Annotated in this window: 16 protein-coding genes and 2 pseudogenes; 10 read left to right on the top strand and 8 right to left on the bottom strand. The window is 43.0% G+C overall.

Translation table 11 applies throughout. The features are described 5' to 3' along the window. Nucleotides 1-202: 202 nt before the first annotated feature. The 3 genes and pseudogenes from AOC32_RS06190 to AOC32_RS06200 form a co-directional block, all read right to left on the bottom strand. Nucleotides 203-760 (bottom strand): demethoxyubiquinone hydroxylase family protein, encoded by a 558-nt coding sequence (locus tag AOC32_RS06190; RefSeq protein WP_108508637.1) that lies wholly within the window; start codon nucleotides 758-760, stop codon nucleotides 203-205. A gap of 8 nt (nucleotides 761-768) precedes the next feature. Further along, nucleotides 769-1,338 carry a DUF2076 domain-containing protein gene (locus AOC32_RS06195; RefSeq protein ID WP_108508638.1) on the bottom strand — a complete coding sequence of 190 codons (570 nt, stop codon included), beginning with the start codon at nucleotides 1,336-1,338 and terminating at the stop codon, nucleotides 769-771. A gap of 22 nt (nucleotides 1,339-1,360) precedes the next feature. After that, nucleotides 1,361-1,972, bottom strand: a pseudogene (locus AOC32_RS06200) (alternative oxidase). Between the two features lie 202 nt (nucleotides 1,973-2,174). Between AOC32_RS06200 and AOC32_RS06205 the strand changes: the two are divergent. Beyond that, a complete protein-coding gene (locus AOC32_RS06205) occupies nucleotides 2,175-2,414 on the top strand; it encodes a hypothetical protein (protein ID WP_108508639.1) in 240 nt (79 codons plus the stop codon). 514 nt (nucleotides 2,415-2,928) lie between these two features. On the opposite strand, the gene AOC32_RS06210 is transcribed toward AOC32_RS06205, so the two are convergent. Further along, nucleotides 2,929-4,329 (bottom strand): cytochrome b, encoded by a 1,401-nt coding sequence (locus AOC32_RS06210; RefSeq protein WP_108508640.1) that lies wholly within the window; start codon nucleotides 4,327-4,329, stop codon nucleotides 2,929-2,931. A 200-nt stretch (nucleotides 4,330-4,529) separates the two neighbouring features. Here AOC32_RS06210 and AOC32_RS06215 point away from each other — a divergent pair, with 200 nt between their 5' ends. The 6 genes and pseudogenes from AOC32_RS06215 to AOC32_RS09760 all read left to right on the top strand — a co-directional run bounded on the left by AOC32_RS06215 (nucleotide 4,530) and on the right by AOC32_RS09760 (nucleotide 8,150). Beyond that, nucleotides 4,530-5,003 carry a glutathione peroxidase gene (locus AOC32_RS06215; protein WP_108508641.1) on the top strand — a complete coding sequence of 158 codons (474 nt, stop codon included), beginning with the start codon at nucleotides 4,530-4,532 and terminating at the stop codon, nucleotides 5,001-5,003. Between the two features lie 15 nt (nucleotides 5,004-5,018). Further along, nucleotides 5,019-5,708: pseudogene (folE, locus tag AOC32_RS06220) on the top strand (GTP cyclohydrolase I). Continuing rightward, nucleotides 5,705-6,097: a dihydroneopterin aldolase gene (locus AOC32_RS06225; protein WP_199908488.1), complete on the top strand. Its 393-nt coding sequence runs from the start codon at nucleotides 5,705-5,707 to the stop codon at nucleotides 6,095-6,097. Before folE ends, AOC32_RS06225 begins: the two are co-directional and overlap by 4 nt. Nucleotides 6,098-6,476: 379 nt before the next feature. Further along, nucleotides 6,477-7,340 carry an oxygenase MpaB family protein gene (locus AOC32_RS06230; protein ID WP_108508643.1) on the top strand — a complete coding sequence of 288 codons (864 nt, stop codon included), beginning with the start codon at nucleotides 6,477-6,479 and terminating at the stop codon, nucleotides 7,338-7,340. Continuing rightward, nucleotides 7,330-7,929, top strand: coding sequence for an alpha-ketoglutarate-dependent dioxygenase AlkB family protein (locus tag AOC32_RS06235; protein WP_108508644.1), 600 nt, complete (start codon nucleotides 7,330-7,332; stop codon nucleotides 7,927-7,929). The genes AOC32_RS06230 and AOC32_RS06235 overlap by 11 nt, the downstream gene beginning before the upstream one ends. Before the next feature lie 17 nt (nucleotides 7,930-7,946). Then, the gene (locus tag AOC32_RS09760) at nucleotides 7,947-8,150 is read left to right on the top strand and encodes a hypothetical protein (RefSeq protein ID WP_159074909.1); all 204 of its coding nucleotides are present in this window, start codon (nucleotides 7,947-7,949) and stop codon (nucleotides 8,148-8,150) included. Between the two features lie 64 nt (nucleotides 8,151-8,214). Here AOC32_RS09760 and AOC32_RS09810 read toward each other — a convergent pair whose 3' ends face one another. From AOC32_RS09810 to AOC32_RS06240, 3 genes are all read right to left on the bottom strand, one after another. After that, nucleotides 8,215-8,379, bottom strand: a complete 165-nt coding sequence (locus AOC32_RS09810) for a hypothetical protein (RefSeq protein WP_199908489.1) — start codon at nucleotides 8,377-8,379, stop codon at nucleotides 8,215-8,217. Then, nucleotides 8,379-8,528: a hypothetical protein gene (locus AOC32_RS09765; RefSeq protein ID WP_159074910.1), complete on the bottom strand. Its 150-nt coding sequence runs from the start codon at nucleotides 8,526-8,528 to the stop codon at nucleotides 8,379-8,381. Before AOC32_RS09765 ends, AOC32_RS09810 begins: the two co-directional genes overlap by 1 nt. A gap of 168 nt (nucleotides 8,529-8,696) precedes the next feature. After that, nucleotides 8,697-9,134, bottom strand: coding sequence for a DUF6641 family protein (locus tag AOC32_RS06240; RefSeq protein ID WP_108508645.1), 438 nt, complete (start codon nucleotides 9,132-9,134; stop codon nucleotides 8,697-8,699). 350 nt (nucleotides 9,135-9,484) lie between these two features. Here AOC32_RS06240 and AOC32_RS06245 point away from each other — a divergent pair, with 350 nt between their 5' ends. Both AOC32_RS06245 and AOC32_RS06250 read left to right on the top strand, forming a co-directional pair. Continuing rightward, nucleotides 9,485-10,018 carry a hypothetical protein gene (locus AOC32_RS06245; RefSeq protein ID WP_108508646.1) on the top strand — a complete coding sequence of 178 codons (534 nt, stop codon included), beginning with the start codon at nucleotides 9,485-9,487 and terminating at the stop codon, nucleotides 10,016-10,018. Nucleotides 10,019-10,271: 253 nt separating this feature from the next. Beyond that, nucleotides 10,272-10,838, top strand: coding sequence for a tyrosine-type recombinase/integrase (locus AOC32_RS06250; protein WP_108508647.1), 567 nt, complete (start codon nucleotides 10,272-10,274; stop codon nucleotides 10,836-10,838). Nucleotides 10,839-10,851: 13 nt separating this feature from the next. Here the strand turns inward: AOC32_RS06250 and AOC32_RS06255 are convergent, their stop codons facing one another. After that, the gene (locus tag AOC32_RS06255; RefSeq protein ID WP_108508648.1) at nucleotides 10,852-11,877 is read right to left on the bottom strand and encodes a hypothetical protein; all 1,026 of its coding nucleotides are present in this window, start codon (nucleotides 11,875-11,877) and stop codon (nucleotides 10,852-10,854) included. 183 nt (nucleotides 11,878-12,060) lie between these two features. On the opposite strand from AOC32_RS06255, the gene AOC32_RS06260 reads away from it, so the two are divergent. Then, nucleotides 12,061-12,855, top strand: coding sequence for a hypothetical protein (locus AOC32_RS06260; protein ID WP_159074911.1), 795 nt, complete (start codon nucleotides 12,061-12,063; stop codon nucleotides 12,853-12,855). Nucleotides 12,856-12,885 lie beyond the last annotated feature (30 nt).

Consider the following 12,885-nt stretch of genomic DNA (forward strand, 5'->3'; position numbering starts at 1 on the left):
GCTAACTTAATGATTAATCAGCGCTCTAAATAGTCGTTACTAAACTGATGTTTACTTATGACTGTCGTTTAAAACGACAATTTCTCTAAGTAAATGAAAAAAATGGTCGCCGAAGCGACCGAATTGAGGAAGAAAACAATATTGATACTAGCCTAGTTTTTCAGAATCGCATTCAATTTAACTATCAATTTTGCGGATTTAGCTAGATTCGTCGGGCCAATGAAACTGCAAGTTTTGAACCAATTCCAACAACCATGCACCAAGCGGCTAGAACGAGCCCTGGAGGATTTGATTGAATTAGGTCTTTAGCCTCATCGCGATGGTGCTGTTCATCGGCCTGACAACGTTGCAATAGGGATAGTAGCTCTTTAGGCCCACCAACAGACTGCATGTGATCAATTTGCTCCTGATAGTGCCGATCCACAAAAGTCTCTACAGCCGCTATCGTGGCATAGACTGATTTAGATCCAAAAAGAGCAGGGATAGCGCCAGTTAACCAGCCGGCCATTCTCCATGGACCAAGCAAACGGCTTCGGTTGCTTGACTCTAACCATTCTTCAACCAATTGAAGGTGCTCTTCTTCGGTCTTTAAATGATGCTTAGCAAAAGTGACTAATTCTTGATTACGATAAATTTGGGCAATCGTAATAATGCCTTGGTAAATGTAAACCGCTCCAGTCTCACCTGCGTGATCGGAACGTAGCTCACGAATTAAATGAGGAGTTAGCTCCGCTTGGGCTGGATTGAGGGCTAACTCCATATTAAACCTTATACAAAGTCATCGCCGCCAAAATCACTATCGATTTGGTCTTGGAAATCATGTTGGTCATATTGAACCGTTCGTAGGTCATTATTAATTTCGCCAGAGCCCAACGGACCTATGTTTGGCTGGTTTTGATTATGGCTCAACATATTCTGAATGCCTTGATAGAGCATCGATCCAACCACCACCCCAGCAGCAGTAGTTGCAATGGTTCCTAATAAACCAGTGCCCCAGGCACTCGGTTGATTTGGGGAACCCGCATTCGTCTTGGTTGTCTGGAGTGGCGCATTAGTCGGGGGCGAACCTGGCGCCCTACCCCAGGCATTATGGTCATTGATAAAACTGGTTGGCTTAGCCTGCGCGTTTACAACCTGTAGCTCAGTAAGTTGTTTTTGGGTAGCCTGCAGGGCTAACTCCAGCCCTAGTGCGCGCTGAACCAACAAATAAGTTGTATCGGGATTATCTCTGGTGCTGTCTGTAATCAATTTATCCGCATCAAGGTCTTTTGGATTTGCCTGAGTATTTTTTAATTGCTCAAGAAACTTCTCAAGCATTACTTTTTCGTTGGAGTTCATTGCTGGTTATTCCTTCCATTGACTAGGACGTTTTACGCTGTTCATCGTATTCTTTGGCAAATTGATGATTGGTATCACGATGATGGGCCTCATCCTCACGCACGGCGATTACCACATCACGTAATGTTGCATCCGGAGCTAATTTCCAATAATCAATTGCTATTTTGGGTGCTGGAATATTGGGGGTTCTTCCAGAATCAATCTCTTTGAGGTACTCAGTGTAGGAGTACACGGCCTCTTCCTCAAAATAGCCAACGATACGATGGGCTGTTCGCGGAAAGAATACATAAATCACAAAAAATAGATTTCAAAAGATGGCTTGGGCAATTAATACCAAATACCGTTCAAACAAATTAGGTTTAGCAATCTCAATGAACGTCATTAAATGCATGCGTTCATTTTCGGCTTCGGCCAGCAAGGTACGGATCTTAGGACCGTAGCCGACCCGCATGCGTCGTAAGCTAGTCAAGTGGGTCCACATTCCAGCAACCATCCCTGGCACACCCGCTACGGTCTCTAATACAACGGCGCGATGCCCATACCGAGTTTTAAAAAAGGTATCAGCAAAGAACCGCATACTTTTGGTAAAGGTCAAGGCAATGCGATCAGAAATGGTGATGGGTTGATAGTGCATTAACAAACTATAAACAGTTGTGCCTTTTCGTGTATGCCGCCAATCCAGGTGGGGCTCTTCTGCCTATGGGCGCCAATAGGTAAATGTCACATTAAATTGACAGCTCTTATACCAATGATGCTAACAGGTCATTTATAGGACTTGCAAAAGCAAGAAAGCATGTTAGGCGCTATATTGAAATCTCAAACAAATGGAGGTTTCAATGAAAAAACTGCTCGTATCAACTGTCCTACTCGCTGCCTCTGGTCTTGCCTTAGCTCATGGTTGTCCAGGTGAGATGAAAAAAATTGATGCCGCTATGCCCACTACTAAATTAAGTGCTCAAGATACTGCAAAAGTAAAAGAGCTTCGCGCCAAAGGTGAAGAGCAACACAAAGCCGGCCAGCACACTGAGTCCATGAAGTCTTTAGCTGATGCAAAGAAGGTTATGGGAATCCAATAAACAGAGAATAGATTAACTAATATTTGAAGTGCTATCCGTTATTTGCAACTCAAAACCATATTTTTCGCTACAGCTAAATAAAATCTAAAGGCATCATGTAGTTCGATGTCTTCGTTCGAATACCACTCTTAGGAGTGGTATTTTTTAATGATCTGAAGTCTGATCGTGATCCTTAGGCCTTCTGCTGCCATAAATAATGATTAAAAGAGTTGCTAAGCCAACTCCCATGAAAATAAAGCCCAAGGTGTAATGAGTAATTTCCATGATTACTCACCGTTTGTTGATTGAAAATTCTCTTGATGAGCTTTCGCGTGTTTGGCACATAAAGGATTTAACTTTTTACTCATCAAATAGATAATGGCTACAGTGCCTGTACCAGCCACAAAAGCATTGAATAATGCAAACTTGAATAACATTTCAATCTCCCTAAAAAAGATTAAGTTTTAGCTTAACAGTTTTTAAGCCATTAGGTACAAATAAGTTACTGATTAATATCTTCTATTATTCTTATGGATTAGTGCGCCTCAAAGGTCACGCGATCGGGCACGGGCTTGAATTTGCCCATCTTGCTCCACCAAGGCATAGCAAAGAAGAATGCCAAATAGTAAATTGTGCAAATCTGCGAGATCTTCTCAAAGAGTGGTGACGGTGGCTTGATACCCAGATAGCCCAAAATCACAAAGCTCACAACAAAAATACCGTAAATGTATTTATGAAAATCTGGGCGATAACGGATCGAGCGCACCGGGGATTTATCAAGCCAAGGCAAGAAAAACAGGATCACGACCGTACCGCCCATGATGACCACACCCCAAAACTTGGCATCTAATGCGTAAAAACCAAGCGCCAGAGCTGCCAAAATACCAGCGCACACACCTTTAACCCGAATGTCTTTGTTGGTCTTGATAACCATCCCCAAAATCACCGCACACAAAATCCACAAGGGGATCAAGAATGGGGTCGTCGTCGCACGCAGCATTGAATAAAACGGCGTGAAGTACCACACCGGCGCAATGTGCGACGGCGTTTGTAAGGGATCCGCCGGAATGAAGTTATTTGCCTCTAAGAAGTAACCTCCCATCTCAGGCGCAAAGAACACAATGGCGGCGAAGATCATGAGGAACACACCCAGACCCATAATGTCATGCACGGAGTAGTACGGGTGGAACGGAATCCCATCGACTGGCTTACCGGTGGCATCTAAATTGTTCTTAATATCAATACCGTCTGGGTTGTTTGATCCCACTTCATGTAAAGCAATAATGTGAGCGGCGACTAAACCGACCAAGACCAATGGCAAGGCGATCACGTGCAAGGAGAAGAAGCGGTTTAGGGTGGCATCGCCCACCACATAATCACCACGCAGCCAAAGGGCTAAATCTGGACCAATTAAAGGAATAGCGGCAAAGAGATTAATAATCACCTGAGCGCCCCAGTAGGACATTTGGCCCCAGGGCAAGAGATAGCCTAAGAAGGCTTCGGCCATGAGCAACAAGAAGATGGTACAACCAAAGATCCAAATCAGTTCACGCGGTTTTTGATAGGAACCATAGATCAAGCCACGGAACATATGCAGGTACACCACCACAAAGAACATCGAGGCGCCAGTGGAGTGCATATAGCGAATCAACCATCCCCAAGGCACCTCGCGCATGATGTACTCCACCGAGTCAAATGCCTTCATGGCATCCGGTTTGTAGTTCATCACCAAGAAAATGCCGGTTACAATCTGAATGGCTAACACCACAATCGCTAAGGAGCCAAAAAAGTACCAGAAGTTAAAGTTCTTGGGAGCATAGTACTCACTCATATGCTCTTTAAAGAGCTTACTCAATGGAAAACGTGAATCGACCCAGGCCAGGCCCTTTTGGGCAACAGAGGCGTTATCAGGGACTTTAATTTCTTGGAATGCCATGGTTAATCAGTTAGATTTAGTATTCAATAGTTCAGATTAGCATCGTTACGCAGTTTTTGCTGAGCCTCTTTAGTAATCGCAGACTCAATAAACCCCCTTTGAAGCAATGGTTTTATAAGCCGGATACAGCGATCGGTCGCTAAGCAGCTCGGGACTAAATCCAGTACAGTAAAAGAATCACTGAAGACTATTTCACGTTCATGCTCCCAGATATACCGCTAATCCGAATTGACAACACCGTCGATAATTTAGCGAATTACCGTGATAAGGTGTTATTGGTTGTTAACGTCGCAAGCGAATGTGGTTTTACTTCGCAATACCGCGGTTTGGAGGTCCTGTATCGGGATTTCAAAGATCGCGGCTTTGAAATACTTGCCTTTCCCTGTAATCAGTTTGGCAATCAAGAGCCGGGTGATTCTGAGCAAATCGCAAACTTTTGCAAAACCAACTATCAAATTACGTTTCCCTTATTCAAAAAAATCGAAGTAAATGGAGCGGGAACACACCCTTTTTTTAATTTTCTAAAAGATTCGGCACCGGGTCTTTTGGGATCAACAACCATTAAGTGGAATTTCACAAAATTTTTGATTAATCGGTCGGGCAAAGTCATTCAACGCTTTGCGCCCACAAGCGCTCCGGTCAGTATTGGACGCACGATTCGAGAGGTACTCTAAACCAATGGCTATTTCATGAGCCCTAAGCTACCCATTTCAACCATCTTACGTCAACGAATTAAAGCAAAAAAACTCCGTTTTCATGCGCGAGATAATATTTCGGCGGTCATTCAGTCTGGTGAATTGGGTCTTCTAATCGAAGAAGTGAGCGAAAAAATTGAAGGGGTCTTACAAAGCTTAGTAATTGATACTGCCAACGACCACAATACACACAATACATGCCGGCGTGTGGCTAAAATGTTTATTCTTGAGGTATTCCAGGGACGCTATCTTCCGCAGCCTGATTTACCGGTGACTCCCAAAAAGATATCCGCTAGTGAGCTCACAATTCTTGGTCCAATTACAGTCCGAGGTGTTTGTTCCCATCATCTCTGCCCCATTATGGGACGGCTTTGGATTGGCATCCTGCCAAATAAGAACAATGACTCCATCAGCCCTTCAAAATACGCTCGACTGACAAATTGGATCATGTCGCGACCACAAATCTAAGAGGAGGCAGTTGTTCAGCTTGCACAAATGATCGAACATCAGATATCACCCGATGGCCTTGCCATTGTGATGAATGCCGATCATAGTTGTATCCAGTGGCGCGGTACTAACGATAATGAATCTAGAAAGACAAATAGTGTCATGCGCGGTTTGTTCTTAAAAAATAGTAATTTACGTAAAGAATTCTTATCCCTAATTGCAATGGAATCATCATGACAAGCGCCTATGTTGAGCTCACCGCCCTCAAACTAAAGACAAAAATTGGAACTTACGGCCCCAGAGAACCTCGTCCAAAACAGCATGTATTGGATCTTAAGCTTTGGATCGATCGAAAACTCGTTCTCATTGATGAAGACCGCATGGATCGAGTCTTTGACTACGATGAACTTATTCGCGACATTGACATACTGGCTGGCGATAGCCATTATGAAACGCAAGAACGACTGATTACTCGAATCGTGGAGGCCTGTGCAAGCTATAGTGCGATTGAATCAGTTGAGATTGGCCTAACAAAATTTCCAGTGCGAGCAAGTACTGGACATCTGGGCATTCGACTTCATGTGGATACTAAAAAAATGGCTCAAATCCGAAAAAGCCTTCTCTAACGCGAATAGGCCCGAATCATACTAATGATCTCATCGTATATTCGGCGTATTTTTATAATGAGACTCATGAGCCCTTGCGTAAGCGTGATTTTTCCAACTGATCACTACTAAGCTTTGTGTAATTTACTAATGGGTGATAGCCCATTTGATAGCAGTTGCAATGTTTTCCAAGTATCCAACGCGCAAGCCGAAATCGAATATTTTGAAGCATTTTGAACCTCATATGAAATAGTGAAATCAATGAAAATGGCTACTACCGATTCATTATGGCTGAAATTATTGGATGCTTTCAAAAAAATTATTATTGAGCCAGATCAACCTAGATCCCTAAAATTGACTGGGTTATGCCCTTATAAAATAACTCTTTTTCTTTAATCCAATGCTTGACGACCTAATACGAAAAGTCATACGTGAAATGGTGGGTGGTAGTGGCCCACCAACGGCTTTTTTAAGTCCACCAGGCGACCCAGGTCTTTTTGGCCCTGAATCGATCACCTGGAAAGTGCATGAAGACTTTATAGCGATGATGATTGGTGGGATTAGTTCGCTGATCTTACAAGCCTTGCATCCCCAAGCACTAGCTGGGGTTTGGGATCACTCCACGTTTAGGACGGATTTAAAAGGAAGGCTTGGACGAACGGCTTATTTCATCGCGGCTACAACTTATGGTCCGACCGATATGGCAGAAACTATTATTAGAAAAGTAAATACCATTCATTCAAAAGTTACCGGAATTGATGAGTTGGGCAAACCCTATCTCGCCACAGATCCGCATCTTCTTGCCTGGGTTCAGCTAACGGAGACCTTTAGCTTCATGAATGCTTATGAGGATTATCGAAACGAAGCATTAAGCGCCAAGCATAAGGACCAATATTTTCATGAAATGAGATCCCTTGGCTATCGGCTAGGCGCTACTCATCTACCCGACACTTATGAAGGTACCAAACAGGCCATCTATGCATACTTACCCGAACTGCATTATGGTGAACGAGCCAAAAGTGTTATCCATTTACTGGAAAACTTTCCAAGTAAATTACTTGCCAAACCTTTTATCACCCTCCTTAGCCGGGCTGGATTTAACAATTTACCCAATTGGGTATACCCCATCATTCAAAAATCAGTTCCAAGTGAGATGGAACGCTTAGCGATCAAGAAAAGTATTGACTTATTAGCGATTCCGGTGCGTGAAGCGCTGAAGGATGGGGTGGCAGCGCACTCACGCAGGCGCATGTATGGCAAATAAGTTATTGCCATCAGCTAATCTCTTACCGCGAGATGGCGCGGTTCACTATTTTCCAAACTTTTTAAGTGATCAAAACGGCGCCAGATTGATGAATCATTTAATGGAATCAATTGCTTGGAAATCGGATCAACTGTGGATGTTTGGAAAATTGGTGACAACCAGACGTCAAGTCGCATGGCTTGGTGATCCAAACTGCACTTATACCTACTCAGGAGTGAAGAAAGAACCGCAGCCGTGGACTAAAGAATTACTGGCTATTAAGAATCAGTTACAGCAATTTACCGAGCTCCGATTTAACTCATGCCTATTAAACCTTTACCACGATGGTAATGACGGTATGGGCTGGCACAGCGATGATGAACGCGAACTAGACCCCAAATCCCCTATTGCCTCATTATCACTGGGCGCTACTCGAAAATTTAACTTCCGACACCGCAGTGATAAGACGACTATTTCAGTTTTTCTTGAGAGTGAAAGTCTATTGTTAATGAATCCGCCCACACAAATGTTCTGGCAGCATGCGTTAATGAAAAGTAAATCGATAGATTCACCAAGGATTAACCTAACATTTAGAAATATTGGTATTTAAATTACTGAGAAATTGACTTGGTAACAATTCATCACCGCTCAATTACACATCAATTTGAAACGATTGAACAAGCCATGGCATGGGCAAAAGAATGTGGTGAATTTGTCGTCATCCAATTCGATGGAATGGAAGTTGTAGGAAAATTTGGTGCCGACGGCATTGAGCAGGGTAAGTTATCTAATGGTGATATATACACATGGAAGAAAAGAAGGCGAACCTAATGTGTCGGGTTTCCCGACGAACTTATCTCAGTCGATTCTTGTGTAAACCAATATCTAGTGGAGCTTATTTAGATGTTTGACTCAAACTGGCTTGTGCCCGCTGAATCTGTTGCCTAGCTCGCTCCGCTTTCACCGCTTGTTGTGCTTGCTTGACCCGCGCTTGCATGCTTTTGATGCGCTGCTGATTTGGCGTTAGCGGACGCTGAGGTTTAATTTCCGCAATCCGCATTAGTACCCCACCTGGTGTGGAACTTGCAATACATTCGCTGCACCAAATTGCGCTTGCAGAATCTTGGTAGCTTCGAGGCTGGTTCGGGCCAGGATGACGGTTTGCACCACCATCCCAGACGCTCGCACTAAGCATTGAAACTGTTTCATACCAGTATTTATATCAATTTAATCAATCGATTATAAATTTTGATAGTATTTTTTAATAATCTCCTGTCAACTTAAATTTACTAGTAGGATATCTATGCATTGTTTTCTCTAATGTAACGACGTTCTAGTGTCTCCGAAAGTATTCGCCACCCTGCGGGGTGGCTTTTTTTATCCAAAGTTTTGCCGTAAGTGCTGGCTTGCCAATTCAATCTGCGTATCCAGCTCCCCAGCGTCCACGGCGATTTTGATGACCTCCAAGGTTTTGATGAGATCGGCGGCACTGGCGACCTCAATACTACTCATACCTTTAGCCAGCTCCAAGGTATAGCTACCGTAACGAATGGCAATGCAGACTTTGCCAGCCTCGCTTTGAAACCACCACGGTTTAATCCTTTTCGGTACTTCCACCTGTTTCTTCACACCGGATTCGGGATCGCGAATGCTACGAAATTTGTGGATCACAAACGGTGTGCCTTCAATTTGGCTTTTGGCCAACTGGATCTGCTCCCAGAGTTTGGCTGCCAACTTGTTCCTACGAACTACGACGACCGGCATATTGCGTGGTTTTTTATCCGCTACGAGTTTAAGTTCACTAATTGCACCCATCACATTCTCCTTAATTGAATTGCTAGTACTAAGTGTGTGATCGTTTGGTGTTTTGGACGACCTCTTTTTGGTCGATGGGCTAATTTGGCTCATTTTGGATAGGAAAAATACGGTTTTTATTAGCAAAAGCTAAATATTTACGAGTCGCAAAGTGAGTTGCTATTTGAGTTGCTATGTGAGTTGCAATGAGAGGCTTATAGGAAGTGGTTGCTAGATGCGAGATTGGGGACAAATGATTAGCTCTGAACTCCTTACCCGCATCCCATGCAACAGCAACCAGTTCTTGGATCTGCCTCTCCCAGTAACTCAGGCAACACCGCGACTTCTTTCAAACTTAAAGGAGATTAAAAATGAAAGAAATTACCGCCCGTTTATGGGATAACCCCAAATTTGGAACCACCTATGGCAAAGGGCAATATCGCCGAGCCATCTACAACGGCACTTTAGAGGTAAGCCAACCTCGCAGTAAATATTTAGTGGATTTTGAAGAGATCGAAGCCTGGTTTCACACAGCCAAAGCGCCAGTGCATGTGAGCATGACGCAACGCTTGGATGAATTACCCGTGAATGAATCCGGTGTGCTCATGAGCTGGATCTATCGCTATGAACTATCCAATAAGATTCCGGTACGGGGCTATGCAGCACTTGATCTCAATCACCACCGCTTGATCATCGAAATCGAAGATGTGGAAACCAAAATCCATGAATCGTGGAACTTGGCTGTGCGCTCTTGCATTGCGAGAACACCCGGAAAACCCACTCCCACGCTGATCGCTACCAACGCCACGTTGCTGGATTCACCTCAAAATCCGTCTACAAACGGTGCTTTTGGCGAAGCGAATGCGCGAGCACTTGAGGATCTAACGCGCCGCGCACAGGGCTGATTTGAAGCATTGCTGCACAAACACCCAAAATCGTCGTCTTTTCGCCACGAAAAACGGGGTTTTGGGCTAAATACTGATAGAGAAATACAGGTTAAGAAAATATAGCTTTTCTTAACCTGCTTTGTAAGTCATTGATTCTTGGAAGGACTTTTTTGTCGGGCGATTTGGCTGTTATCGACAAATTCTGGTCGACCTTTTGTTGATAAGAAAACATACTGTAAACACACTTTTTATTTATGAAAGGACTAGCAAAATGGCACAAGCCAAAACCCTAACCGCTCAAGAACTCGAGCAAGTATTTGCGTATGTAGATAAAAACCGATATGCAGAACGCAATCGCTCGATATTGGCCATGAGCTTTTATGCAGGACTGCGTGTGGCGGAAATCGCCAGCCTTCGTATGGGCGATGTTTTGAATCCTGACGGCACGATCAAGAGCGAGATTCGCCTAAGTGCGGCACAAACCAAGGGCAAACATCCCCGAACTGTATTTGTATCGCAGCGCTTGCGAGCAGAACTGGAACACTACATCACGACCCGTCATGTCAAGAACGCTGATGTGCCCTTCTTCCATACTGAGAATCGTCTAGGATTTACACCCAATGGCCTGTGTGTGTGGTTCTTTCAGCTGTATAAGAACGCGGGGATCAGTGGCGGTAGCAGTCATTCTGGCAGGAAGTTCTTTATTACAACCTTGGCCAACAAAGGCATTGGTGTACGAATCTTAGCCAGCCTGGCAGGTCATAAGAACATCTCAGTTACACAGCGATACATTGATGTTAACGATGAACAGAAGCGCAATGCGGTAGAACTAATATGACAGAATCAATAGCCTAATTTTTCAACTTATTAATGTCAATACGAATTTGATCCTTAAATTTTTTGTAATCACCAAGACTGAGTTTTATATCCTTAATTAAACTGGGAGAAACTAATTTAAAGTAATCTCTCATAATTAATTTAACCCCAGGCTCTAATCCATCATCCTGCCAATTACCTTTAGTTGGAAAAAACCCATAACTAGAGGCTTCCATTATTTCCAAAGCCATTTTTATTAATCTTGAAACCCCGGCTCTGACACTATTTTTGCTATCTTCAGATATATTATTAATACCTGCTCTGGAAATTTTCAATACATTTGCTTTACTAGCTAGCTCTAATAAATCTTGATTTGCTTGAGGATTAACAATCATGTATTCAAGAACTCTAAAACAATCTTTTACAGTTGATTCCTGAGTTTTTGTTTCAACTGTATAAGTAGACTCTCGATGATACTTATCTAAGATTTGATTAATTTGGCGTAAAAGATTTTTTTTATTACCATAACTTGGAATCACTATGGTTAGATGGTTATTATTCATCAACTTGTAAATATCATGTAACTCTTCTTCGTTAAATTTTTTCCATTTCCTATACTGATCAGAATCAGACAATTCCCATTCTCCGCAATATCTATTGAGCAAAAAGTGCTGAACATCTGAATTATCTCTAATTCTATTTCGTGCATATTTGAACCACCACTCCGAAAAATTTTCAGATGTGAGAGGATTTAAAAAATCAGCGATTCTTCCTGCTAGTGATGTTTCTAATTGACTTGAATAGTGTGGATCTTTGATTACTCTACCTTTCTCATATAAATTTTTTATCCTTCTCTGGTCTTCGAGCCCTTCTTCTGTTGTGACAAATTCTTCTTTAAAAAGGATATATGGGTAATAAGTCAAAACTGGGTTAATAAGCAGAAATCTATATAACCACCTTTCCTGCCAGCTAGGAATATCAATGATTCCTAAGTCATTACAAACCTCATTGAAAGCGTGGTCATATAAATCAAAAAGATTAACTAATGATTGATTTTTCATTAAAAGAATCCTAACAAAGATTCTTTTAATCGCCAAATTCAACAATTCTTGTTGCAATTCTCCCTATCAGTTACATCGTTCTTTAACAACTTGTTTATTTCATGACCGTTTGTCGGGTTTCCCGACTTTGGAGGTTTCTTGTCTTTTAAAGAAACCTTATTTTTATCTATTAAGGAGGATCCCATGGATCAAACCCTAGAAGTACCTAAAGTGGCCGTCGACACCACTCCCAAACTGTCGGTACGAGTTGGTGATAAGACCAAGCATGAAATCAAGACAGCTTTTGATGGTCTTATTTCTGAACGCAAAAACTGGGAGCAAAACGAGTACGCTCGTAGCAACCAGAAGCTGTATGAGATTTTCCAAAAATGCTACGCCCTCTATTTAGAGATGAAAGGCGTAACCGCGGAGAAGCTTGCGCTCAAGCGAGCGTTTAATGCCTATTGCACGGATAACGGGGTCACATACAAAGACTCTACGCATTTGATGGTCAAAATCTGCCGGGTGGTATTTGGAAGTAACGATCGTCGCAGGATATCTGCTTATGCCACAGCCCTACGGGTTGCGGATGAACAAAAAACTCCGTCATCTGGAATTCCAGAGTTCTTTCGCAATGCCGGTGGCTTTGAAGAGGTTCGACGCACGAAGAGCCCCAATGGCCTTACCCTTGAAGCCAAAAAGACTCAAGGTTTGGCATTAATGAGTGCTCCCAGCTTAGGCATGCTGCACAACGACAGCTTAAATGCGGTGTTTGATGAAGCAGCTTATGATGGTGCTGTGCTATTGATGTCAACCCGCGAGCCTGATGGTAGTTTTCAAGTCAAGTATGTTGTGCAAAACGGTAGCCTCATTACCAACGCCTTAGTGCATTTGGTCACGCTCGATAAAGAGCAACAAGCCAAGCGTAAAGCTGAGCAAGAGGCTGCCAATGATGCAAACATTCGCAATCAAGCAGTTCAACAGGCAGTCAATGCCTAATTAACCGCGGTGTAACTGTAGGTTATGGAG

Origin of the sequence: Polynucleobacter acidiphobus, from assembly GCF_003065385.1 — a bacterium.
GTDB lineage: Bacteria > Pseudomonadota > Gammaproteobacteria > Burkholderiales > Burkholderiaceae > Polynucleobacter > Polynucleobacter acidiphobus.